The sequence below is a fragment of the Bradyrhizobium prioriisuperbiae genome (genome assembly GCF_032397745.1).
Lineage (GTDB): Bacteria > Pseudomonadota > Alphaproteobacteria > Rhizobiales > Xanthobacteraceae > Bradyrhizobium_A > Bradyrhizobium_A prioriisuperbiae.
On sequence record NZ_CP135921.1, the window covers coordinates 2,885,795 to 2,905,716 of the forward strand.

The 19,922-nt window shown below is 63.5% G+C and carries 18 protein-coding genes; 7 read left to right on the forward strand and 11 right to left on the reverse strand.

Annotation, left to right across the window (positions count from 1 at the left end; all coding sequences use genetic code 11):
- Nucleotides 1-133: 133 nt before the first annotated feature.
- Both RS897_RS13580 and RS897_RS13585 read right to left on the reverse strand, forming a co-directional pair.
- Nucleotides 134-2,707: a M56 family metallopeptidase gene (locus RS897_RS13580; protein ID WP_315837046.1), complete on the reverse strand. Its 2,574-nt coding sequence runs from the start codon at nucleotides 2,705-2,707 to the stop codon at nucleotides 134-136.
- A 2-nt stretch (nucleotides 2,708-2,709) separates the two neighbouring features.
- The gene (locus RS897_RS13585) at nucleotides 2,710-3,096 is read right to left on the reverse strand and encodes a BlaI/MecI/CopY family transcriptional regulator (RefSeq protein WP_315837047.1); all 387 of its coding nucleotides are present in this window, start codon (nucleotides 3,094-3,096) and stop codon (nucleotides 2,710-2,712) included.
- Between the two features lie 150 nt (nucleotides 3,097-3,246).
- On the opposite strand from RS897_RS13585, the gene RS897_RS13590 reads away from it, so the two are divergent.
- From RS897_RS13590 to RS897_RS13600, 3 genes are all read left to right on the forward strand, one after another.
- A complete protein-coding gene (locus RS897_RS13590; protein WP_315837048.1) occupies nucleotides 3,247-3,501 on the forward strand; it encodes a type II toxin-antitoxin system prevent-host-death family antitoxin in 255 nt (84 codons plus the stop codon).
- Between the two features lie 211 nt (nucleotides 3,502-3,712).
- Entirely contained in the window at nucleotides 3,713-4,801 is a 1,089-nt protein-coding gene (locus RS897_RS13595; RefSeq protein WP_315837049.1) for an SMP-30/gluconolactonase/LRE family protein, read from the forward strand.
- Between the two features lie 208 nt (nucleotides 4,802-5,009).
- Entirely contained in the window at nucleotides 5,010-5,996 is a 987-nt protein-coding gene (locus RS897_RS13600) for a Bug family tripartite tricarboxylate transporter substrate binding protein (RefSeq protein ID WP_315837050.1), read from the forward strand.
- A gap of 811 nt (nucleotides 5,997-6,807) precedes the next feature.
- Here RS897_RS13600 and RS897_RS13605 read toward each other — a convergent pair.
- From RS897_RS13605 to RS897_RS13635, 7 genes are all read right to left on the reverse strand, one after another.
- Nucleotides 6,808-7,695 carry an alpha/beta fold hydrolase gene (locus tag RS897_RS13605; RefSeq protein WP_315837051.1) on the reverse strand — a complete coding sequence of 296 codons (888 nt, stop codon included), beginning with the start codon at nucleotides 7,693-7,695 and terminating at the stop codon, nucleotides 6,808-6,810.
- A 98-nt stretch (nucleotides 7,696-7,793) separates the two neighbouring features.
- Nucleotides 7,794-9,212: a dihydropyrimidinase gene (hydA, locus tag RS897_RS13610; protein ID WP_315837052.1), complete on the reverse strand. Its 1,419-nt coding sequence runs from the start codon at nucleotides 9,210-9,212 to the stop codon at nucleotides 7,794-7,796.
- Nucleotides 9,212-9,985, reverse strand: a complete 774-nt coding sequence (locus tag RS897_RS13615; protein ID WP_315837053.1) for an aspartate/glutamate racemase family protein — start codon at nucleotides 9,983-9,985, stop codon at nucleotides 9,212-9,214. The genes hydA and RS897_RS13615 overlap by 1 nt, the downstream gene beginning before the upstream one ends.
- Nucleotides 9,982-10,785 (reverse strand): GntR family transcriptional regulator, encoded by an 804-nt coding sequence (locus RS897_RS13620; RefSeq protein WP_315837054.1) that lies wholly within the window; start codon nucleotides 10,783-10,785, stop codon nucleotides 9,982-9,984. Before RS897_RS13620 ends, RS897_RS13615 begins: the two co-directional genes overlap by 4 nt.
- Complete coding sequence (locus RS897_RS13625; protein WP_315837055.1) at nucleotides 10,782-11,576, reverse strand: maleate cis-trans isomerase family protein; 795 nt, start codon at nucleotides 11,574-11,576, stop codon at nucleotides 10,782-10,784. The genes RS897_RS13620 and RS897_RS13625 overlap by 4 nt, the downstream gene beginning before the upstream one ends.
- A gap of 77 nt (nucleotides 11,577-11,653) precedes the next feature.
- Nucleotides 11,654-12,958 carry an MFS transporter gene (locus RS897_RS13630; protein WP_315837056.1) on the reverse strand — a complete coding sequence of 435 codons (1,305 nt, stop codon included), beginning with the start codon at nucleotides 12,956-12,958 and terminating at the stop codon, nucleotides 11,654-11,656.
- 396 nt (nucleotides 12,959-13,354) lie between these two features.
- Complete coding sequence (locus RS897_RS13635) at nucleotides 13,355-14,086, reverse strand: GntR family transcriptional regulator (RefSeq protein WP_407654484.1); 732 nt, start codon at nucleotides 14,084-14,086, stop codon at nucleotides 13,355-13,357.
- Nucleotides 14,087-14,276: 190 nt separating this feature from the next.
- On the opposite strand from RS897_RS13635, the gene RS897_RS13640 reads away from it, so the two are divergent.
- The 4 genes from RS897_RS13640 to RS897_RS13655 all read left to right on the forward strand — a co-directional run bounded on the left by RS897_RS13640 (nucleotide 14,277) and on the right by RS897_RS13655 (nucleotide 18,827).
- A complete protein-coding gene (locus RS897_RS13640; RefSeq protein WP_315837058.1) occupies nucleotides 14,277-15,173 on the forward strand; it encodes a VOC family protein in 897 nt (298 codons plus the stop codon).
- Between the two features lie 45 nt (nucleotides 15,174-15,218).
- Nucleotides 15,219-16,802 carry a bifunctional 3-(3-hydroxy-phenyl)propionate/3-hydroxycinnamic acid hydroxylase MhpA gene (mhpA, locus tag RS897_RS13645; RefSeq protein WP_315837059.1) on the forward strand — a complete coding sequence of 528 codons (1,584 nt, stop codon included), beginning with the start codon at nucleotides 15,219-15,221 and terminating at the stop codon, nucleotides 16,800-16,802.
- 75 nt (nucleotides 16,803-16,877) lie between these two features.
- Entirely contained in the window at nucleotides 16,878-17,726 is an 849-nt protein-coding gene (locus RS897_RS13650) for a fumarylacetoacetate hydrolase family protein (protein ID WP_315837060.1), read from the forward strand.
- A 123-nt stretch (nucleotides 17,727-17,849) separates the two neighbouring features.
- Nucleotides 17,850-18,827, forward strand: a complete 978-nt coding sequence (locus RS897_RS13655) for a Bug family tripartite tricarboxylate transporter substrate binding protein (protein WP_315837061.1) — start codon at nucleotides 17,850-17,852, stop codon at nucleotides 18,825-18,827.
- Between the two features lie 24 nt (nucleotides 18,828-18,851).
- On the opposite strand, the gene RS897_RS13660 is transcribed toward RS897_RS13655, so the two are convergent.
- Nucleotides 18,852-19,235, reverse strand: a complete 384-nt coding sequence (locus RS897_RS13660) for a RidA family protein (RefSeq protein WP_315837062.1) — start codon at nucleotides 19,233-19,235, stop codon at nucleotides 18,852-18,854.
- Nucleotides 19,236-19,349: 114 nt separating this feature from the next.
- Nucleotides 19,350-19,913 carry a hypothetical protein gene (locus RS897_RS13665; protein ID WP_315837063.1) on the reverse strand — a complete coding sequence of 188 codons (564 nt, stop codon included), beginning with the start codon at nucleotides 19,911-19,913 and terminating at the stop codon, nucleotides 19,350-19,352.
- Nucleotides 19,914-19,922 lie beyond the last annotated feature (9 nt).

The following is a 19,922-nucleotide window of genomic DNA, read 5'->3' on the forward strand; positions in this document are numbered from 1 at the left end:
CGTTATTGCCGGGAGGAGATTTTTGGAAAGAGTCTCCGCTCCCCACAGTGTCATCGCCTGGGTTTAACCGGGCGACGACACTGAAGGTGTGGCAGCGTCGTACGCATCAATTCGTCAACGCACGCGTTTTGTGCTACTGCGGCCCCAGTGCAATCCGCTCCACCGTGCCGTCCCGCGCCACGCTGATGCGCCACTCCGCGGTGCCGTTGGCGAAGTGGGCCATGTAGATGTCGCTGCCCAGCCCCGTGACGCCGCGGAACGACATCGCGCGCAGTGTGCCGAGCCGGGTCAGGATCGCCTGGTTGAGCGGCAATTGCTGGCGCGTCTGTGTCGCCACTTCCGAAGTCATGCGATCGTAGTCCGGCTCGCCGCGGCTGAGCGCTTCGATGTAGTGCCGCAGCATCGCCTCGCTGCCGGCCAACGGCGCGCTGCGGCGCGCCACCTGCCGCTCCGATGGAGTGCCGGTACGTGCTTCGACAGTGTGATAACGCGTGCGCTGGCCCGTCATCACGATCTCCAGGCATTGGCCCGCGGCATCCGTGATCACCCAGGGGCTGTCCACGGTGGTCCACAGCATCGACGTCATGGTGTCGCCGATGGTGCCATGGGAGATGCGCTTGCCCTGTGCGTCCAGGGCGTAGAGCTGAATCTCCCGGCCACTGCTGTTGTAGATCAACAGGCTGATCGGCGCGGTGCCATCGCGGGGGCGCAGTGTCGCCTCGTCCGAACAGGCGGCAAACCGTCCCAGCTCCTCGTCGCCGTCGGGACGGAACAGCACATCGTCGACCTTGCCGTCGGGTGTCAGCAGCAGTCGGAATTCGGCGGCGCCGCTGGCGAACTTCACGCCATAGATGTCATAGCCGCCGGGGCCGACGCCGCGGAAGAAAATCGATTCCACCGGACCGAATCCCGCGAACATCGGCTGCAGCTGCGCCGCCTGGTTGCGGATCTTGTTGCCGAGCTGTGCGCTCATCCGCGCATAATTCGGCTTGCCCTGTTGCATATCCTCAATCCCGCGCAGTACCGCTTCCTTGCTGCCCGGTTGCGGGCTCTGGTCGCGGAAGCGCTCCGGCACGTCGGCAACGCGCCGTGCGAAATCCTCGTCGATCGCCTTGGCCTTGGCCGCGGAAATCCGCGACGCGATGCGCACGTCGGACACCGGCTCCTGCAGCAGCACGCGTGCCACCTTTGTCTCCGCGTCGCGCAGGAAAATGACGAGGTCGTCGCGCCGGCCGGAGAACGCATCACCACCGCGCGCGGACACCATGACCTTCGGCCGTCCGGTCTCCTGCAGCATCAACCGTTCGCCCTCGCGGGTGACCGTGAGCGCGCGGCCGGGCGTCACTTCGTACGCGCCGACATAGGAATCGAGCTGTGTTGTGTCGAGCGACTGCGATCCCACGAGTCCGTTCGCCGCGAAGCCCGTGATCCGCCTGGCGCGCGTCTCCACGCCGTTCTGGCGCAGCATCAGCTCGGACGGCTGATCCTCGCCCATCGCAAAGACGATGCGACCGCCGGGCGCCGGGTAGGCATAGGTGCCGTCGCCGTCCGCGGTCAGCCGCAGCTTGCGCTGTCCGCTCAGTTGCCCGAACACCTGATCGCCGTCACGGAACACCGCGAAGATCAACCGCCCCATCCCATAGAACGCAGCCTGCTGCGGTGTGTGCGACGAAGTTACTGCTTCGCCCGCACCTTCGATCGCCGGCACGAACACCGGCTCTGAGCGGAAGGCGATGGTGCCGGCGGAGGCGATGGCCACCGGCAGGACGACGGCCGCGGTCCAGATCCGCTTGCGCCATCCCGCCGGCGCGGCAGCCGGGGGCGTGGCAAGAATACGCTCGACACGCAGGCGGATGGTGGAGGCGCGCGCCATCTGCAGGGCGGCCGGGGCGCGGCGCGCCGTCTGCACCATGTCGAGCAGGATCTCGGCGTAGGACAGTTTGTCCTCGAAGGTCTCCATCGCCTGGTCGTCGCTGATGATCTCGGCCAGCTCCGCCAGCCGGGTCAACTGCCACCAGGCGAACGGGCTGAACCAGAACACCGCGCGATTGAGCGAGGCCAGCAGCAGCACATAAAAATCACGGTTGGCGGCATGGGCGCCCTCATGGGCCAGCACCGCCTGCCGTGTCGTGCCGTCCCAGTCGATGTGATGCGGCGGCAGCAGGATGGTGGTCCCGAAGGTGACGGGCCCGCCGATCATCTCGCTCACGCGCACCCGCGCAACGTCGCCGACCATGGGGTCGTCGATCGGCCTGGCGGCACGCGCCAGCCGCCAGGTCAGGCCGAGGCCGATGGCGAGCCGCAGCAGCAGCAGGGTGGCCACGCAGGCATAGATCGCCGTTGCGATCGCCAGCCAGTTGATGCCGGCGTGCGGAAGGCTTGGCACACGTGTCACGCCCGGGGCGACATTTGGCGTGGCAGAGGTCGTCACGTCAGGCGTCGCGGGCGGCGGCACCATCTCCGGCATGTCGCTCGGCCACAACGGCGCCGGCAACTGGGCGCTCGAAGGCACGGCCGTCGGCGCCACCGTGATGGTCACCGTGGTCCAGTGCATCACAAGCGGCATCGCCAGCGAGGCCACCAGCACCAGCACCCAGGCGGTCATCTGCACCTGCGGGTTTCGAATACGCAGAAGATTCAAGCCAACCCACACCGCGCTTCCCAGCAGAAGGGAGCGCAGCGCCGACTCCGCTAGAACCGTCAGCATGGTTATTTCCTCCCTCCCTTCGCCCGCGCCTTGGCAACCTGGTCGGCGAGCGACCGCAGCTGTTTCTGGTCCAGCATGTCGTTGTCGACCATGCCGACCAGCACCTCCTCGACTGAGCCGTTGCAGAACCAGTCCACAATACGCTTCACCGCCTTCGCCGCCACCTCGCCGCGCGGCTGGGCCGCCTGATACACATAGGTGCGCCCGTCCACCGTGTGGGTGGTGTAGCCCTTCTCCTCCAGCCGCCGCAGCACCGTGCGCACCGTGGATTCCTTCAGCTTGCGCGACAGCTGCTCCCGCACCGCCTCGGCCGTGATCGGCCCGTCGGCCCAGACCAGTTGCATCACCTCGCGCTCGAGGTCTCCCAGGTCGGGCAGGCTCTCATCCATATCCATATCCTTGCAAGTTCAGGCGCTTGTAGCGCTACAGATCGTCGCATATGGCAAGGCGTTGCGCAACGCGGATTTGCGCCGTAGCCCGGGTAAGCGAAGCGAGACCCGGGTATGTTATACGGACCAAAATCACCGGGATGCCTTGGCATGGTTGAGACAAGCGCTTTGGAATTCTTGCGCAAATTCGGCCAGTTTCAGCATCAGGCGCAGTGGGAGCCGGTGGAGATCACGCGCCATGGCCGGCGAGAATTCGTGCTGATGTCCGCCGAACACTATGACTGGCTGACCGCGGCTGCCAGGCGCAGGCATTGGACAGTCGATACGTCTCAGGTGGTAATCGATGCCGTTGAGCGCGCCGAGATGGATCCGGAATATGCCGCGCGTGACGAATTGCTCACGTAAGCGCGTAGAGCGAAATAGCGCTGCGTAGTCCGCAATCAGCACTTCCCCGCACCTGCGCTATTTTGGCGCAGCGCGCTCGGCCCATCGATACCCGATCAGCATCGATCGATACCGCAACAGGACTGGACCACGCGAGATTCCCTCACGTACGCTTTCGCAAAACACCGGACCCGGCATTGGCATCGGGCCGCGACACATGGGGGGACTTCACATGGACATCTCACGTCGACATTTGCTGACGGCTGCCGGTGCGAGCGCGGCCACAGTCGTGGCCGGCCGCGCGATGGCGCAGTCGTTTCCGTTCAAGCCGAACCAGCGTTATCCGGATCCTGCGGTCGAAATCCTCGATCCCAGCTTCACGAAGTATCGCATCTACAGCTCGACCGTCGAGCAGCTCGCCTCCGGCATGCGCTGGGCGGAAGGTCCGGTGTATTTCCCGGACGGTGGATATCTCTTGTGCAGCGACATCCCCAACAACCGCATCATGAAATACAGCGAGAAGGACGGCAGCTTCAGCGTGTTTCGCAGCAATGCGAATTTCGCCAACGGCAACACCCGGGATCGCCTGGGCCGCCTCGTCACCTGCGAACACTCGGTCACTCGCCGCATCACCCGCACCGAAAAGGGCGGCAAGATCACGGTGCTGGCCGACAGCTTTGAAGGCAAGCGCCTCAATGCGCCGAACGACATCGTGGTGAAGTCCGACGACACCGTCTGGTTCACCGATCCCTTGTTCGGCATCAATGGCGAGTGGGAAGGCTTCAAGGCGAAGTCCGAGCAGGCCGCCACCAACGTGTTCCGCATCGGCAAGGACGGCAAGCTCACCGCCGTCATCACCGATCTGGTCAATCCCAATGGTCTCGCGTTCTCTCCCGACGAGAAGAAGCTCTATGTGGTCGAGTGGAAAGGCACGCCCAACCGCAGCATCTGGAGTTATGACGTCAAGGCTGACGGCACGGTGGAAAACAAGACCAAGCTGATCGATGCCGCCAATCAAGGCGCGCTCGACGGCTTCCGCGTCGACCGCGACGGCAATCTCTGGTGCGGCTGGGGCAGCAACGGCGCGCTGCAGCCGGAGCCGACGGACGTCGAGGGCCGCAAGGTCTATCAGCTCCGCGGCAAGTCGGAGGATCTCGACGGCGTCATGGTGTTCAACCCGCAGGGCAAGCCGATCGGCTTCATCCGTCTGCCCGAACGCTGCGCCAATTTGACCTTCGGCGGGCCGAAGAACAATCGGCTGTACATGACGGCCTCGCATTCGCTGTATGCGCTTTACGTCGAGTCGCATGGGGCGACGTAATGTCGTCGTCGGGCAAGCGATGGCGCCTCGATCACTTTATCTTTGTCGTTGCCGGGCTTGTCCCGGCAACCCCGTTCAGGGACGCACTGCGTCCCTAAGCGAGATCACCGGGACAAGCCCGGTGATGACAATGTGGGTGGGGTGACTGCCCACGGATCATTTACGAAATGAATCGTATCGATAATCACGTCACCGGAAGGAACGCTCAATGAAAACAACAACACATCTCGCCAAGGGTCTCACCCTCGCTCTGCTGGCCATCGCCGCCAGTCCCATCACAAGCACCCATGCCGCCGACTATCCCGACCACACCGTCACCGTCATCGTGCCATTTTCCGCGGGCGGCGCGTCCGATACCACGGCGCGGCTGATCACCACCAAAATGGCCGAGCGCGTGAAGCAGAGCGTGATCATCGAAAACCGCGCCGGCGCCAACGGCGCCATCGGCGCGCTGGCGGTGAAGCAGGCGAAGCCGGATGGCTACACCTTGCTGGTGGGCTCGATCGGCGTGTTCGCTATCAATCCCGCGCTGTTCAAGGATCTGCGTTACGATCCGCAGGCTGATTTCGATCTCCTCAGCGTCGCCGTCCGCACGCCCAATGTGCTGGTGGCCACGCCCAGTTTCCCCGCCAACACCGTCAAGGAACTGATCGCCTATCTCAAGGCCAATCCGGACAAGGTCACCTTCGCCTCATCCGGCACCGGCTCGTCCGACCATCTGACCGCCGCGATGTTCTGGCAGAAGACCGGCACCACCGGCCTGCATGTGCCCTACAAGGGCGGCGGCCCGGCCATCAACGATCTGATCGGCGGCCACGCCAACGTTTCCTTCCAGAATCTCGGCGCGGTTGCGCAGGCCATCAAGGGTGGCCAGCTCAAGGCGCTGGCCGTCACCAGCGACAAGCGCAACCCGACGCTGCCCGACGTGCCGACCATGGAAGAGGCGGGCGTGAAGGATCTGGCTGTGTATTCCTGGCAGGCGACCGCCGCGCCCAAGGGTCTGCCCCCGGCCGTCAAGGCTACGCTCGAGGCCGAGCTCGCCGCATCGGCCAACTCGCCGGACATCAAGGCCAAGTTCGAGGCCATCGGCTTCGACGTCGTGGCCACGAATGGCGAACAATTCCGGACGTTCCTGGCGGAAGAGATCGCGCGCTGGAAGACGGTGATCGAGGCGGGGAAGATCTCGCCGGAGTAAGTACTTCGTGCGTCATACACAAACCTAATTCCTCATCCTGAGGAGGCGCATGCAGGCAAGTTTACGCAGCCTGCGGCTGTTATGGCGCCGTCTCGAAGGACGAGGCCCCGGATGCCACTATTCGGGGCCTCATGGTTCGAGACGCGCGTGCCGCGCTCCTCACCATGAGGAGAGATGTTGTTCCGGCTCTAACAGGCACAACTCGAGTTATCGCCCACGCCATACCCATAACCGGGATAACTGCTGGAGCTCGGCGCGCCGAGAGGGCTCGGGTCTGATCTGACCGCAGCGCGTCGCACCTTGCGCTGTCGACGGGCGGCGCTGGAGTCGGTCGGGGCGGACACTTCAATCCCGGTGGTCACGGCCGCCTGCGATTCGGTGGGGCTGCGTGCAAAGGCGGCGGATGAACAGGCCGCTGCGACGATCGCAAATCCAAGCAGGATGCTGCCTCGGGTGATCATAGCCGCGTGTTCTCAGGGGGATACGTCCAAAGGACCCCCTCATCTGGGACATCCGGCTATCGGGCACAGCTCACACGGCCGTGCTCAAAACCCCAATTGCCAGAGCAGGAGAACCGCACCCAATGCTGCAACGCAGCTCACAGCCCATCCGGCAAAATAAGTGGCCTCTTCATGCCCCACGCCACGCATGTCCTCTGTGACGTCTCCACGCGCCTGTCGCCAAAGGTCCGCCATCGCCGCCTCCGTTGAAACGCCCGACAGGAGATAACGACGGAGTAGGCTTTGGGTTCCCCGCCGGGCAGGACGGGCGGAGGCCGTCGCGGCCCAACGGTTCCCTCAAGGACTGGGCGCTATCCCTTGTTCATTCCCGTGATCGACGTGCTGACGGCGCGCGGATCGCGGCTCGGCCAGCGCCCGCTTTCGACCTGGGAGAGGAAATCGCCGACGATCCGGTTGTACTCCTCCGGCTCTTCGATGTTGATCGCATGCCCCGCATTCGGCATCACCACCAGGGCTGCCGAAGGGATGTTTTGTTTCATCAGGATGCCCGGCAGAAGGCACGGCCAGTCTTCGTCGCCGGTGATGATCAGCGTCGGCACGGTGATGCGCCGCATCTCCTCGACCAGCGTGTAGAGCGAGGGGCGCTCCTTCTGGACGCCCTGCTGGGTGTTGGCCGATCCAACCGCCGAATGCTCGGCGAGCATCGCCTTGAATTCGGCGTGGCCGCGCGGATCCTTGTTTTCATATTGCACGCGGGTCGGGCCATAAGCGTAGCGTTCGGCGAAGGCCGGCATGCCTTCGCTGCGAATCATGCCGGCGATCACGTCGGCCTCGGCCCGGAAAGTCTCGCGCTTGTCGAGTTCAGCGCCATAACCGCAGCCGCCGATGCACAGCGACAACGCACGCCGCGGGTGGCGCAGGCCGAAATGCAGCGTCGCAAATCCGCCCATCGATAGCCCGATCACATGCGCCTGTGGTTCACCGAGATGATCGAGCACGGCGAGAATGTCGTCGGCGGCGCGGGCCTGCGAATAGGACGAGACGTGCTCGGGCACATCGGACGGCGGGAAACCGCGCGCATTGAAGGCGATGGTGCGATAGCGTTTTCCGAAATGGCGCATCTGCTGCTCGTAGCTGCGCAAATCGCCGGCGAATTCATGCACCAGGATCACCGGATGCCCTGATCCGGTTTCCTCGAAATACAAACGTACGCCGTCGTCCGTGGTCGCATAGGGCATGTCGGTCTCCGCTCGGTTCAGAGCATGATCCGGAAAAGTGGAATCCGGTTTTCCGAAAAGATCATGCTCAAACAAAAAAATGAGATCGTGATATGGCTTTATGGTTGCGCTGCGCCGGGGTGTGCCGGCGGTTGGGTCCGCTGCAGGTATGCTCCATGGCCTTTGGCGCCGACCAGGACGCCGTCGTCCACGACCACGCGCCCGCGGACCATGGTCAGCACAGGCCAGCCCGTCACGTCCAGCCCTTCATACGGTGTGTAGTCCGAATCGTCGTGGATGAGGTCGTGGCGGATCGTGACCTTGCGCTTGGGATCCCACAGCGCGATGTCGGCGTCCGAGCCCACTGCGATCGTTCCCTTGCGCGGATAGAGGCCATAGATCTTGGCGTGATTGGTCGCGGTCAGTGCCACGAACGCGTTGAGGTCGATGCGTCCCTTGACCACGCCTTCCGAGAACAGGATCGGAAGGCGTGTCGCCACGCCCGGAATTCCGTTCGGCACCCAGCGGAAACTGGTGCGTCCCTTGGGTGTCAGTTTGCCCTGCGGATCGTCGTAGCGGAACGGACAATGGTCCGACGAGAACACCGAGAAAACATTCTGCTGCAGGCCTTCCCAGCATGCCTGCTGGCTGTCGACGTCGCGCGGCGGTGGCGAGCAGACGTATTTGGCGCCCTCCATGTTCAACTGATCGAGGTCTTTCTCGGTCAGGACCAGGTATTGCGGGCAGGTCTCGCCCATCACATTGAGTCCGCGCTGCCGGGCGCGGCGGATTTCCTCCATCGCCCCGCGGTTCGAGACGTGCACGATCATGATCGGCACATCGATGAGCTCGGACAGCGAAATCGCGCGATGGGTGGCCTCGCGCTCTACCGGGATCGGCCGTGAGGTCGCATGAAAGCGCGGCGCGGTGTTGCCGGCGCGCTCCAGCCGGTCGGTGAGGAAGCGGATGGCATCGAAATTTTCCGCATGCACCATCAGCACCGCGCCGGTCTCGCGCGCGACCGCCATCGTTTCCAGAAGCTCGCCGTCCGACAGCGCCATGCCTTCATAGGTCATGAAGACCTTGAGCGAGGTGTAGCCGTCCTGCACCAGGGCCGGCAGCTCCTGCCCGAGCACCTGCTCGGTCGGATCGGTGACGATCAGGTGAAAGGCCACGTCGACATGGCATTCACCCTCCGCCTTGGCATGGTAATTCCGCAACGCCTCGCGCAGCGTCTGGCCCTTCTCCTGAAGACAAAACGGCAGCACCGTGGTGTTGCCGCCGAAGGCCGCCGAGCGCGTGCCGGTGGCAAAGCCGTCGGCCATGACAATGCCGTCGCCCGATGGCTGGGCGAAGTGAACATGGCTGTCGATGCCGCCCGGCAGCACCAGCCTGTCGGTCGCATCGATGATCGTATCGGCCGCTCCGAGATCGTGGCCCAGCGCGACGATGCGGCCGTCACGGATGGCGACGTCGCACGCGAACGTATCGGCGGCGGTGGCAACCGTGCCGCCGCGAATGATGGTGTCGAACGGCATTAGCGTGATCCTCCTTTCGCCCCAGGGCGCGGCTTGTGCTCGATCATGGCGGCCAGTGGTCCGGGAAGCCCGATCGTGGGCTTCGGATCCGGGCGGCGGAACGTTCCGACGGTGGCCTTGCGCGGCTTGAGAGTGACGAGGGTCTCCGCCTGCCGTACGGCGGCGGCGGTCGGATCGACCACCGGGACCGGAATGCGATCGCGGATCTTGTCGGCCAGGCCGGCCAGCGGAGCGCCGGACAGGATGACGACATCGGCATCGTCCTGTTCCACCGCGCGGTTCGCCAGCGACACCAGCATATCCTCCTTTTCGGCCTGGACATCGGAAATGGAGGTGAAGGCGCCGTCGAGCGTGCGGATGCCCGCACAGCGGGTTTCGAGGCCGTGCATGGCGACGCATTCCTGATACCAGGGCGCGAGCGCGCGCGCGAACGTCACGATTGAAAACCGGCGGCCCAGCATGCAGGCCGTCAGCATCGCGGCTTCGGCAAGGCCGACGACCGGAATATCGAACAGCTCTCGCGCCCCGAACAGGCCGGGATCTCCAAAAGCGGCGATGATCGCGGCGTCAACGCTGGAATCGGCCGCAGCCAGCATCTCCAGCGCAATCGCGCCGCCGATCTGGGCTTCGGCCCGGGTGGCGATATAGGGCACCCCGCGTTCGGCGGTCGCCGCAATCAGTTCGGTCCCCGGCGACATGATCTTCGAGCCGGCAAGATGGAGCAGGTCGGTCACGGCAACCGTCGTGTTGGGATTGAGCAGCAGGATTTTCACAGGGCGGCCTTTCTCGTCATTGCAATCCGGACATTGCGCCGCGGTTTCGCGGCCTCCGCATCGTCCGCCTGCGCCGGCAGCGCCTCGGCCACCACCTCACCGGTGCGGCGAACGTGATGTGCAAGCAATTGTCCTGCACGCTCCGCGTCGCCGGTCTTGAGTGCGTCCAGAATCTCCTGATGATCTCTGACGGATTCATCCCATCGTCCGAGAACCGACAGGCCGAAGAAGCGCGCCCGCTCCGCGCGCGGCAGCAACACGTCATGGGTGGAGATCAGCACCCCGTTGCGGGAAAAGCCGACGATTGCGCGATGAATCTGCTGGTTGATCTCGAAGTACTGACGCATCTCGCCGCGGCTGTGATGTTTTTCGATGCTGGCCTGGAAGGCCTCCAGCTGTTCCAGGTCGCGCGGCTCCATCCGTGTTGCGGCGAGCTCCGCCGCGCATCGTTCGATCCCGCTCAGCGCTTCGAACAATTCGGCCAGTTCGTCGCGCCGCAGTGGAGCAACGATGGCGGTCCGGTTCAGGCGCAGCTCGACCAGGCCTTCGGAGGCCAGTTGTTTCAGGGCTTCGCGCAGCGGAGTCCGCGACACCCCGAGCGCTTCGGAGAGGTCGGTTTCGAGCAATTGCTGTCCCGGCGCGAGATCGCCGCGGACGATCAGCAGACGAAGCCGTGTCGCGGCCCGTTCATGCAGGCCGGTTCGCGGCACGCGAAGCAGCCGCCGCGGCAGCGCTGCCAGATCCCGTGGCCGCTTGGGTCGGGCTTTGGTTTTGATTTCGGTCGATTTCGTGCGTTTCATGAGGACGACGGCCCTTGAGGTGCCCGGGGCGGCTCCACGCGTGGGCCTGCGGTATCAGCGAGAGCGGGCGTCGTGAACAAGCTCCCCCAGCCCTGGATGCGCCGCGGATCCATACCGACCGCGATCAAGCACGCCCACAGCGTCACTGCAATCGAATCGAACACCGGGACACCCAGCTGCTGTTCCAGGCGATGTGCCGCGCCGGCGCCGCGCATGTTGGTGCAGAGCACGGCAACGGCGTCGCAGCCTTCGCGCACCACGTCTTCGATCAAGCCGGCCACCTTGGTTTCCGGCACCTCCGCAAATGAAAAATTATCCTGCAGCGACAAGTGCCGCTCCGCGACGCATTGCAATCCTTCGGACCCCCAGTTGGTCACGATCCTGGCCTGGACGTCGTCGCGATAGGGCGTCACCAGGCCAATGCGCGTGATGCCGAGGCGCCGGAGCAGGTCGCGATAGGCGAGCACGGTGGTGCAGGCGCGGATGCCGGTCGCCGCGGTGATGCGTTCACACAAACGCTCGTCCCGCTCGAACCCCAGCCAGCTTGCCGATGTTCCGTTCCAGGCGATGACATCGACCTTGGCATGGGCCAGGAGCTCTGCCGCGCGCAGGATTTCGCTGTCGTCGAATTGGCGCAGCGCGGTGTCCGACAAGGCGATTTCGGTGACCTTGAAGCGTGAGAAATGCACCGAGATATCGGTGATGCCCGCCAGCATGGCGTTGGTGATCGGCTCGAGCGCGGTGTTGGACGAGGGGGTCAGCATACCCAAGCGGGTCGGTCGCGGTGTCATGCAAAGGCCTCACGAGAGAGTCATCAATGCGGTGGGGCGATCGATCTCCGCCCCACCGCCATGGGTTCGATACGTGGTTACACCGGCAATTTGCGGCTGTAGTCGATCAGGGTCGAGCAGATCAGCAGTGCAACGCCGGCGGCGGCGAAGAACATCAATGCCAGGAAGTAGGATCCCGTCGCCTGCACGATGAAGCCGACAATCAGCGGCGTCAGAACGCCGGCGATGTTGCCGCCGAGATTCATGCAGCCACCGAGGAAGCCGGATTTTTCGCGCCCCGCCAGTGCCGAGGGAATCGCCCAGTACATGCCGCACCAGCGCAGGAAGAACAGGGTCGCGGACAGCAGCGCCACGACACCGACCGGATCCGTCACATAGGCCACGCAGAAGATCGACACCGTCGCCGATATCGCGGCAATGCCGAACAGGGTTCGGAACACCAGGTTCGGTGCGCCTCCGCGGCTGCGCCAGAAGTCGCCGATCCATCCGCCGATCAGTTCACCGACAAAGCCTGCAAAGAAAATGATGAAGGACGCGCCGCCCAGTGTCTTGATGTCGAAATTGTGCACCTTGAACAGATAGGTCGGCATCCAGGTCAGCAGGCCATAAAAGGTGACGTTGAAGAACATCCAGCCGAGGCACATGCACCAGACCGAGCGATACCGGAAATAGGACATCCAGCTTCCGCCGGCTGGCGCCGGAGTGCCGGCGTCTTCCAGCGCGTGCGATTGTTCGATGTAGCGCGCCTCCGCTTCGTTGACCGACGGATGTTCCCGCGGCGCGTTGCGAATGTAATACCAGGCCAGCAGTCCGCACAGCATGGTGCCGACACCGGCGATGACGAATGCGATGCGCCAGGAGCTGAAGGCGGCGATCAGCCACGCGATGACGATCGAGCCCAGGGCCGCGCCCAGCGGGGCGCCGCCGTCGAGCAGCGTCGCACCGCGCCCCCGTTCGGTCTGCGTCATCCAGATCGCATTGAGCTTGCCGCCCGCGGGATAGATCGGCGCTTCCGATGCGCCCAGTCCAAGTCGGGTCAACAGCAGCACCGGCCAGCTCGTGGCTGCCGCGGCAATGGCCTGGAACGCCCCCCAGAAAATCGTCGCCGATGCGATCACGATGCGCGGCTTGAAACGATCCGCAAGCATGCCGCCTGGAACCTGCATGAACGCGTAAGTCCAGAAGAACGAGCTGAGGATCAAACCCTGCATCGCAGGATCGAGATCGAATTCCTTGGAGATCAGCGGCATCGCGACCGAGAGCGACGCGCGGTCGATATAGTTGATCGAGATCAGAAACAGCATCAGCAGAAAAATCTTCCACCGGACACCGGTGGGTTTTGCGATGTCAGTCGCTGCGACGGCTGAGACGGTCGTGCTCATTGTTCTCTCCAACTGCCGGCCGTCGAAGTCTGATTTATTTGGCGGTCGTCAGCAATCAATTTTTGTATCTTGCATGCAGTTTTTTATAAATTATTGTAATTGCATATATATTTCAATAATTCAGACTGATCGCAGCTGGGCATCACGCCGCCGCCATCGTCTCGATCTCCAGCAACCGCTTGCGGTCAAAATTCCCGCAATGATGATCGTGAGCGTCGGCTTGTCGTCGCCCGACACGTCGTTGCGGACGGTGCGCTTGTCGATGTTGTGCTTGCCATCCGAGGAGAGGGAAGGTCGTGACCTTGACCATGCCCCGGCGCATGCTCAACTGGGACCATCGCATGAGGAGCGCGAGCCGGGATTCTCGGTTGCGCGAGGAGGACGGGCAAACCGCAATTATGCGAATTCGCTGCTGGTGTCGCTCAGTTCCGGGAATATGCGCTCATCCCTGAGAATGACTTCAGCCGTTTGCGTGTAGTGCGCTGTGAGTGCGGTGACGGCCGCGTCCGCATCACCGCTCAACACCGCGTTCATGATCGCCTGATGTTCGTCGGCCACATGCCGGGATGGAAAGGCCTTCCGGATCGACAATCGCCGATATCTGTAGAGCTGGTCGGCAAGCTGTCCGCAAAACGCGATCAATGACTGGGAGCCGCAATTCCCGATCAGGGTTCTGTGGTAGATGCGATGCAGCCTTTCCCACTCCGGATTGTCTTCGAAGTGCTCGGCATTGAGCGAGCGAGGGGTTCGGCCGAGGCGATGCTGCGCAAGCAGAAGCTGCTCCTCCCATTGCGGGGTGGCGGCTGCCATGGATTCCCGCAGCGCGAGGCTCTCGACCCAGCAGCGGGTCTTGGTCAATTCCGCCAATTCGCTGCGACTGATATCCGCGACGTAAAAGCCCCGCTGTTCGCGACATTCGATCAGGCCATCGGCGGTCAGGCGATTGAGCGCCTCGCGCAGAGGGGTCTGACCGGTCAGATACATCTCGGTCAGAAACCGCATCTGCAATTTCCGGCCTGGCTCGAGCTTCCCGGACAGCAGGTCTTCCCGCAGCCGGTCATAGACCGTGCTCGCCTGGGTGGAGGACGGCCTGGGTGACGCCAATCGAAGCACTGATGTCGTGTTCACGCCCATACACCCTTCCGTCGTCAGCCAACCGCACTCGGATATATATACTTTTCCGGCGTTCGACTAAATTTATAAATTTTTGTTGCCACAAGCAATTTCTATAGTTTATCAAAGCAGCCCTGACGGACGCGATCCTCGTCATTTGCGAGAGTGCGAAACGTCTCCTCGGATCAGGACAGCACGTCTCCTAATGACCCACTTTCCCGTTACGGGTTTGCGCAGCGTCGACCTCGATACGCCCGATCTCGCGCGGTCGGAGCACTTCTACACGTCGGTCTGGGGGCTCGATCTCGTGACCCGCCACGAGGGCACCGCATATCTGAGGGCCAGCGGCACCGATCATCATGTGGTTGCCTTGCGGCAGGCAGACCGCCCTGCGCTCAAGGCCATCACGTTTCGGCTGCATATGGATATGGAGTTCGAGTCGATCGCCGCCGCATCGCGGCAGCATGGCGCGACGCTGCTCTCCGGTCCCGTCCCAAACCCGGAGCCCGATGGCGGGACGGTGATGACGATCCGAGCGCCGGACGGCGGTGTCCTGCGCTTTGTGCACCAGGACGCGCGGCACGCTGCATTGCCGCCATCCGCGGATCGGCCGGTCAGGCTGGCGCATGTCAATGTGAACAGTGCTGATGTCGATGGCTCGGCTGCGTTCTATCAGCGGGCTCTCGGATTTCGCCTGACGGATCGGACCAAGGCCATGGCCTTCGTGCGCTGCAACAGCGACCATCATGCGATCGTCATCGCCGACGCCTCCGTGAACGGACTCAATCACGTGGCCTTCATGATGCCGAACCTCGAATCGGTGATGCGCGGATCGGGCCGCATGATCGACGCGGGGTTTCCGATCGCCTGGGGCGTCGGCCGCCATGGCCCGGGCGACAACGTCTTCGCCTACTTCATCGATCCGGTCGGGATCGTCATCGAATACACCGCCGAAGTTCTGCAGGTCGATGACAACTACGTGCTGCGCGGGCCGTCGGAATGGGTCTGGCCGCCCGGCAGGACGGACCAATGGGGCATCGCCTCTCCGAAGGCGGATCATGTCAAGGCGGCGCAGACAGCGGTGCCTTACGCCGATGTTTAACCGCGCGATCCGCACACCGTCGAATCCCGAGCGGAGTCCTGAGTGATGCGTTCATCACAACAGCACCGGAGCGATGTCCAGGTTGTCGTGGTCGGTCACGGCCCTTCGGGAGCCATCGCAGCCAGCCTGCTGGGGGACAGGAACATACGAACGCTGGCCATCGATCGTCAGCGCGACGTCTACGACAAGCCGCGTGCGATCGCGATCGACCATGAGATCTTTCGCCTGCTCGACAACCTCGGCGCCGCGGAGCGCATCCGGCCCTACGTCGCGCCGTTCCCGGCCTCCCGGCATTTTGGCGCCAAGGGCCAGTTGATACGTCAAATCGATATGGTCCCGGAGCCGTATCCGCTTGGCTATACCCCCAGCATGGTCTTCACCCAGCCGCCGGTCGAGGCGGCCCTGCGCGAGCACGCTGCGGCCTATGACAGCGTCGACGTCGAACTCGGAACGGAACTGCTCGGTTTCGATCAGTCGCCGGATCATGTGACGCTGCATCTGCGCGACGACAAGGGAGCGGCGCGCTCCGTCAGGGCTGACTATGTCATCGCTTGCGATGGAGCCTCAAGCGGAACGCGGCAACAGCTCGGCATCGCCCTCGAAGACCTCATATTCGACGAGCCGTGGCTTGTGGTCGATCTGCAGGTCGACGGCGCCGCGCTCGGAAAATTGCCGCAGACTGCCGCGCAATTCTGTGATCCGTCCCGACCGACGACGTTCATCATTGGCCCCGGCAATCATCGTCGCTTCGAGATCATGTTGCTGCCGGGGGAAGATCCGCGTGAGATGGAAGCGCCGGCGAACGTGTGGCGGCTTCTCGCCAGATGGATCGGGCCGCACGACGCAACGCTGTGGCGTGCCGCGAGCTATCGGTTTCATGCGCTCGTTGCCGCGCAATGGCGGCGCGGCCGCATATTCCTCGCCGGCGATGCCGCGCACCAGCAGCCGCCGTTCATCGGCCAGGGCATGTGCCAGGGCATTCGGGATGTCGGAAATCTGGTCTGGAAACTCGATCGGGTTCTCAAGGGACAATCCGGCGCCTCGCTCCTCGACACTTATGGCGAGGAGAGGGGCGAGCATGTCCGCCAGCTCACCACGCGGATCAAGGCGATCGGTCACGTCATCTGCGAGCGCGATCCGGTCGCGGCCGAGGCGCGGGATGCGCGTATCCTTGCAGAAGGCGGCGGTCACCCCCGCACGTTCACCCGCCAGGAGATCGTCCCGCCGCTCCAGAAAGGTCTTTTGGCGTTCCCGCTTCATCCGGCGCACGGCACGCTGTTTCCGCAGCCCTGGATCAGGATGGCGGTGGGACGCCGCTTGCTCGACGCTGCCGCAGGAACCGGGTGGCGGCTTGTGCTGGATGAGCGAAGCGCGCCGGATATCACCGCGGATGTGCGGGCCGATCTGATCCGGCTGGGCGTGCGGCTGATTCGTGTCCATGCCGCCGAGGCAGCGGATCGCGCCGGCCACGATGCCGTCGCCGAGGAGGATGGCGTTCTCGCGGCCTGGTTCGACCGTCACGGCTGCCGGGCCGCGATTGTCCGGCCGGACCATTACGTCTTCGGTGTCGCCAGCAACGAGGCTGCGCTCGGCACGCTGCTCACCGGGCTTGCGGAACGGCTTCAATGATCGACCGCGAGCTGTTGTGTCAATCTCCGTTCACCGCTGCGGTTTTCAACGCCAGGATATCAAAAGGATATCAAGATGAAGTTGGCAAGTTTTCGGATCGGCAATAACAGCACCTGGGGTGTGATCGACGGCGAGCAAGCGCTCGACGTCGGGTCTCTCCTGCGCGATCGGTATCCCGACCTCAAATCGGCTATCGCCGCCGACGCGCTGACCGCGGTGCGCGATGCGGTCCGCGAGGCCGGGCGTTATCCCGCGGCGGACATCACCTGGCTGCCGGTGATTCCAAATCCCGATAAAATCCTCTGCATCGGTCTGAACTACGAGACGCACCGCAAGGAAACCGGACGCTCCGAGGTGGAGAACCCCACCGTGTTCGGCCGATTTGCCAACAGTCAGACCGGGCATCTCGCCGACATCATCCGGCCGAAGGTTTCGCGCGATCTGGACTTCGAAGGCGAGCTCGCGATCATCATCGGCAAGCCCGGACGATACATCGCGCGGTCCGATGCGTGGTCTCACATTGCCGGCTACGCCTGCTATAATGAAGGCAGCGTGCGCGATTTCCAGCGTCATACGCATCAGTTCACGCCCGGCAAGAATTTTCCGCAGACCGGCGCTTTCGGTCCCTGGATGATGACGCCGGACGAACTCGGAGATGTCGCGCCACTGCGACTTCAGACCCGCGTCAATGGACAGATCGTCCAGGACGCGACAATCGATCAGATGATCTTCGATATTCCGCGTCAGATCGAATACTGCTCGTCCTTCACGCGCCTCGAGCCGGGCGATGTGATCGCGACGGGGACGCCCGGCGGTGTCGGTTCCAAGCGAACCCCACCGCTCTGGTTGAAACCCGGCGATATCGTCGAGGTCGAAATTGATCGCCTTGGCGTGCTGCGCAATGGCGTCGCCGACGAAACCTGATCGAGGCGCGGCAGCCGGCGCCGACAGCGCGTCAGGCTGCCCTCTCATCACCGCTCAATTGTCACGCACCCGCAAAAAGCGACCAAGCAAGTCCCGCGGGTGGCCACGTCCAGGAGGAACATCATGCTCAAGCTATTCCGTCGAATACTGGTGACCGGCGCGACCCTCTGCCTCTCGCTTCCAGCATTTGCACAGTCATGGCCGCAACGGCCCGTGTCGATCGTGGTCCCCCAGGCGGCAGGCAACAGCCCGGACGTGCTGTGTCGCCTGATCGCCGAAAAACTCTCCCGGGCTCTCGGGCAACAATTCGTCGTCGAGAACCGTCCGGGCGCCGCCAATCTCATTGGCACGCAGTCGGTCGCCCGTGCCGCTGCCGACGGCTACACGTTCCTGTTTGCCACGTCGGCCTCGCTTGTCACCAATCCCTACACGTTCAAGAAACTCCCCTACGATCCCGTGAAGGATTTCACGCCGGTCGCGATGGTGGGCCGGAGCAACCACGTCCTTCTCGTCAACCCGGAGGTGAAGGCCAAAACGCTGCCGGAATTGATCGCGCTTGAAAAAGCAGCACCCGGCACCTTGAGCATGGCCGTCGACGGCCCGCGCAACCTCTCGGGCCTGATCGCTCAATCCATCAACAAACAGGCCGGCACCGGTTTCGTTTTGATCCCCTACAACACCACCACGAACGCGATCCAGGACAGCATGATGGGACGCACCCAGGTGACGATCCAATCGGCATCGGTTGCAGAGTCCTTCATCACGGCGGGCACGCTTCGGGCGATTGCCGTTGCGGGCAGCAAGCGCATCGAGTCCCTGCCGGACGTGCCTGCGATCTCGGAAACGTTGAAAAGCGTCGATCTGCAGGGCTGGTTCATGGTGATGGCGCCGGTGGGCACGCCGTCGGACATCATCGACAAACTCAGCGCGGGGATTGCGCGCGCTTTGGAGGCACCGGACGTGCGGGAGCGGGCTCCCGTCCTCGGCTTCGATGTCCGCGTCGGTGACGCGGTGACGCCTGCAGGCGCCAAGCTCTTCTTCGAAGCCCAGCTTGCATCCTCAGGCAAGATTATTCAGGACCTCGGTATCGAACCCGAATAGCGGATGATTGGCCAGTCGGCCGCTTCACCCCGCCGCCACCGCCTCAATCTCCAGCAACCACTTGCTGTCGAAAATCCCCGCAATGATCACCGTCATCGCCGGCTTGCGGTCGCCCAACACGTCGTTGCGGACAGCACGATTTTCCAGATTGTACGTCCGGTCCGACAAAAACGTCGTGACCTTGACCAGATTGTCAAAGGTCATGTCGATGGCCCCGAGCTGGGTTTCGATGTTGGCCCACACCAGCCGCGCCTGCTCGGCGAACGTTTCCGGCACCTTGCCGTCCACGTCCTGTGGAATCTGGCCGCTGACGAATGCCCAGCGTCTGGCGTCGCTCACTTCGCAAAGCTGGGCGTAACCGCCGGCCGGCTGCGGCGCGCCAGCGGCATTGATGCTGCGTTTCTGCATGAGAGTTCTCCTTGAATGAAATCCTGTCGCGTTTGTCGAGTTTAGTTCGAGACGCGTTCGGAAGGCCACTCCTGATAAAGAGAACAGCGTGATGGTCGTCAGGACGGATCGGCCCTATTGCGCGACGCACTTCCCCTTGTTGGCGGTGGTCGTGAGGCAGATCGCGTCGGGGCTGCCGATGCGCACACGGCATTCCGCATTGGTCTTGCATGCGGTGACGCATTTGTTGTCCTGGCAGACCTTGCCGCTGCCGCACAGCGCGGCGCTTCCGCTGGTGCATTCGAGAATCGAGTCGCAGCTGCGGCGGCAGGACACGAAACTATCGTTGCAGGTGCTGACGTGCTGGCTGCAACTCGTCGCGCAGCTCGCCAGCGTGCGGTTGCAGGCATTGTTGCAGGTCGAACGATCGGCGGCCGGCCCGCGGTCGCAGTCCCGGGCGCAGTCGGAATAGCTGTCGACGCAGACATTGTTGCAGACACCGGTTGCGCTGCCGCCGCCGGAAGCCGGCAGCGCCGAGTCCAGGCAGAACGCGCGGTGTGCGGAGCAGCGGCGCTGGCAGATGTCCTTGAACGTTGCGGCGCCGGATACGTCGATGGAGACCGGGGAGAATGTCATCAGCCCGGCCACGGCAACGGCCGCAGCGATCAAGGCGACAAGACGAGCAAGCGTTCTCAGCATAGCCGATCC

Bases quoted from the DNA above. Each gene is read 5' to 3' on its own strand.
- hydA (WP_315837052.1), bottom strand. From the start codon at position 9,212: ATGCCGTTCGACACCATCATTCGCGGCGGCACGGTTGCCACCGCCGCC.
- RS897_RS13630 (WP_315837056.1), bottom strand. From the start codon at position 12,958: ATGAGCACGACCGTCTCAGCCGTCGCAGCGACTGACATCGCAAAACCC.
- RS897_RS13580 (WP_315837046.1), bottom strand. From the start codon at position 2,707: ATGCTGACGGTTCTAGCGGAGTCGGCGCTGCGCTCCCTTCTGCTGGGA.
- RS897_RS13600 (WP_315837050.1), top strand. From the start codon at position 5,010: ATGAAAACAACAACACATCTCGCCAAGGGTCTCACCCTCGCTCTGCTG.
- RS897_RS13655 (WP_315837061.1), top strand. From the start codon at position 17,850: ATGCTCAAGCTATTCCGTCGAATACTGGTGACCGGCGCGACCCTCTGC.
- RS897_RS13640 (WP_315837058.1), top strand. From the start codon at position 14,277: ATGACCCACTTTCCCGTTACGGGTTTGCGCAGCGTCGACCTCGATACG.
- RS897_RS13590 (WP_315837048.1), top strand. From the start codon at position 3,247: ATGGTTGAGACAAGCGCTTTGGAATTCTTGCGCAAATTCGGCCAGTTT.
- RS897_RS13650 (WP_315837060.1), top strand. From the start codon at position 16,878: ATGAAGTTGGCAAGTTTTCGGATCGGCAATAACAGCACCTGGGGTGTG.
- RS897_RS13660 (WP_315837062.1), bottom strand. From the start codon at position 19,235: ATGCAGAAACGCAGCATCAATGCCGCTGGCGCGCCGCAGCCGGCCGGC.
- RS897_RS13605 (WP_315837051.1), bottom strand. From the start codon at position 7,695: ATGCCCTATGCGACCACGGACGACGGCGTACGTTTGTATTTCGAGGAA.
- RS897_RS13585 (WP_315837047.1), bottom strand. From the start codon at position 3,096: ATGGATGAGAGCCTGCCCGACCTGGGAGACCTCGAGCGCGAGGTGATG.
- RS897_RS13595 (WP_315837049.1), top strand. From the start codon at position 3,713: ATGGACATCTCACGTCGACATTTGCTGACGGCTGCCGGTGCGAGCGCG.
- RS897_RS13620 (WP_315837054.1), bottom strand. From the start codon at position 10,785: ATGAAACGCACGAAATCGACCGAAATCAAAACCAAAGCCCGACCCAAG.
- RS897_RS13665 (WP_315837063.1), bottom strand. From the start codon at position 19,913: ATGCTGAGAACGCTTGCTCGTCTTGTCGCCTTGATCGCTGCGGCCGTT.
- mhpA (WP_315837059.1), top strand. From the start codon at position 15,219: ATGCGTTCATCACAACAGCACCGGAGCGATGTCCAGGTTGTCGTGGTC.
- RS897_RS13625 (WP_315837055.1), bottom strand. From the start codon at position 11,576: ATGACACCGCGACCGACCCGCTTGGGTATGCTGACCCCCTCGTCCAAC.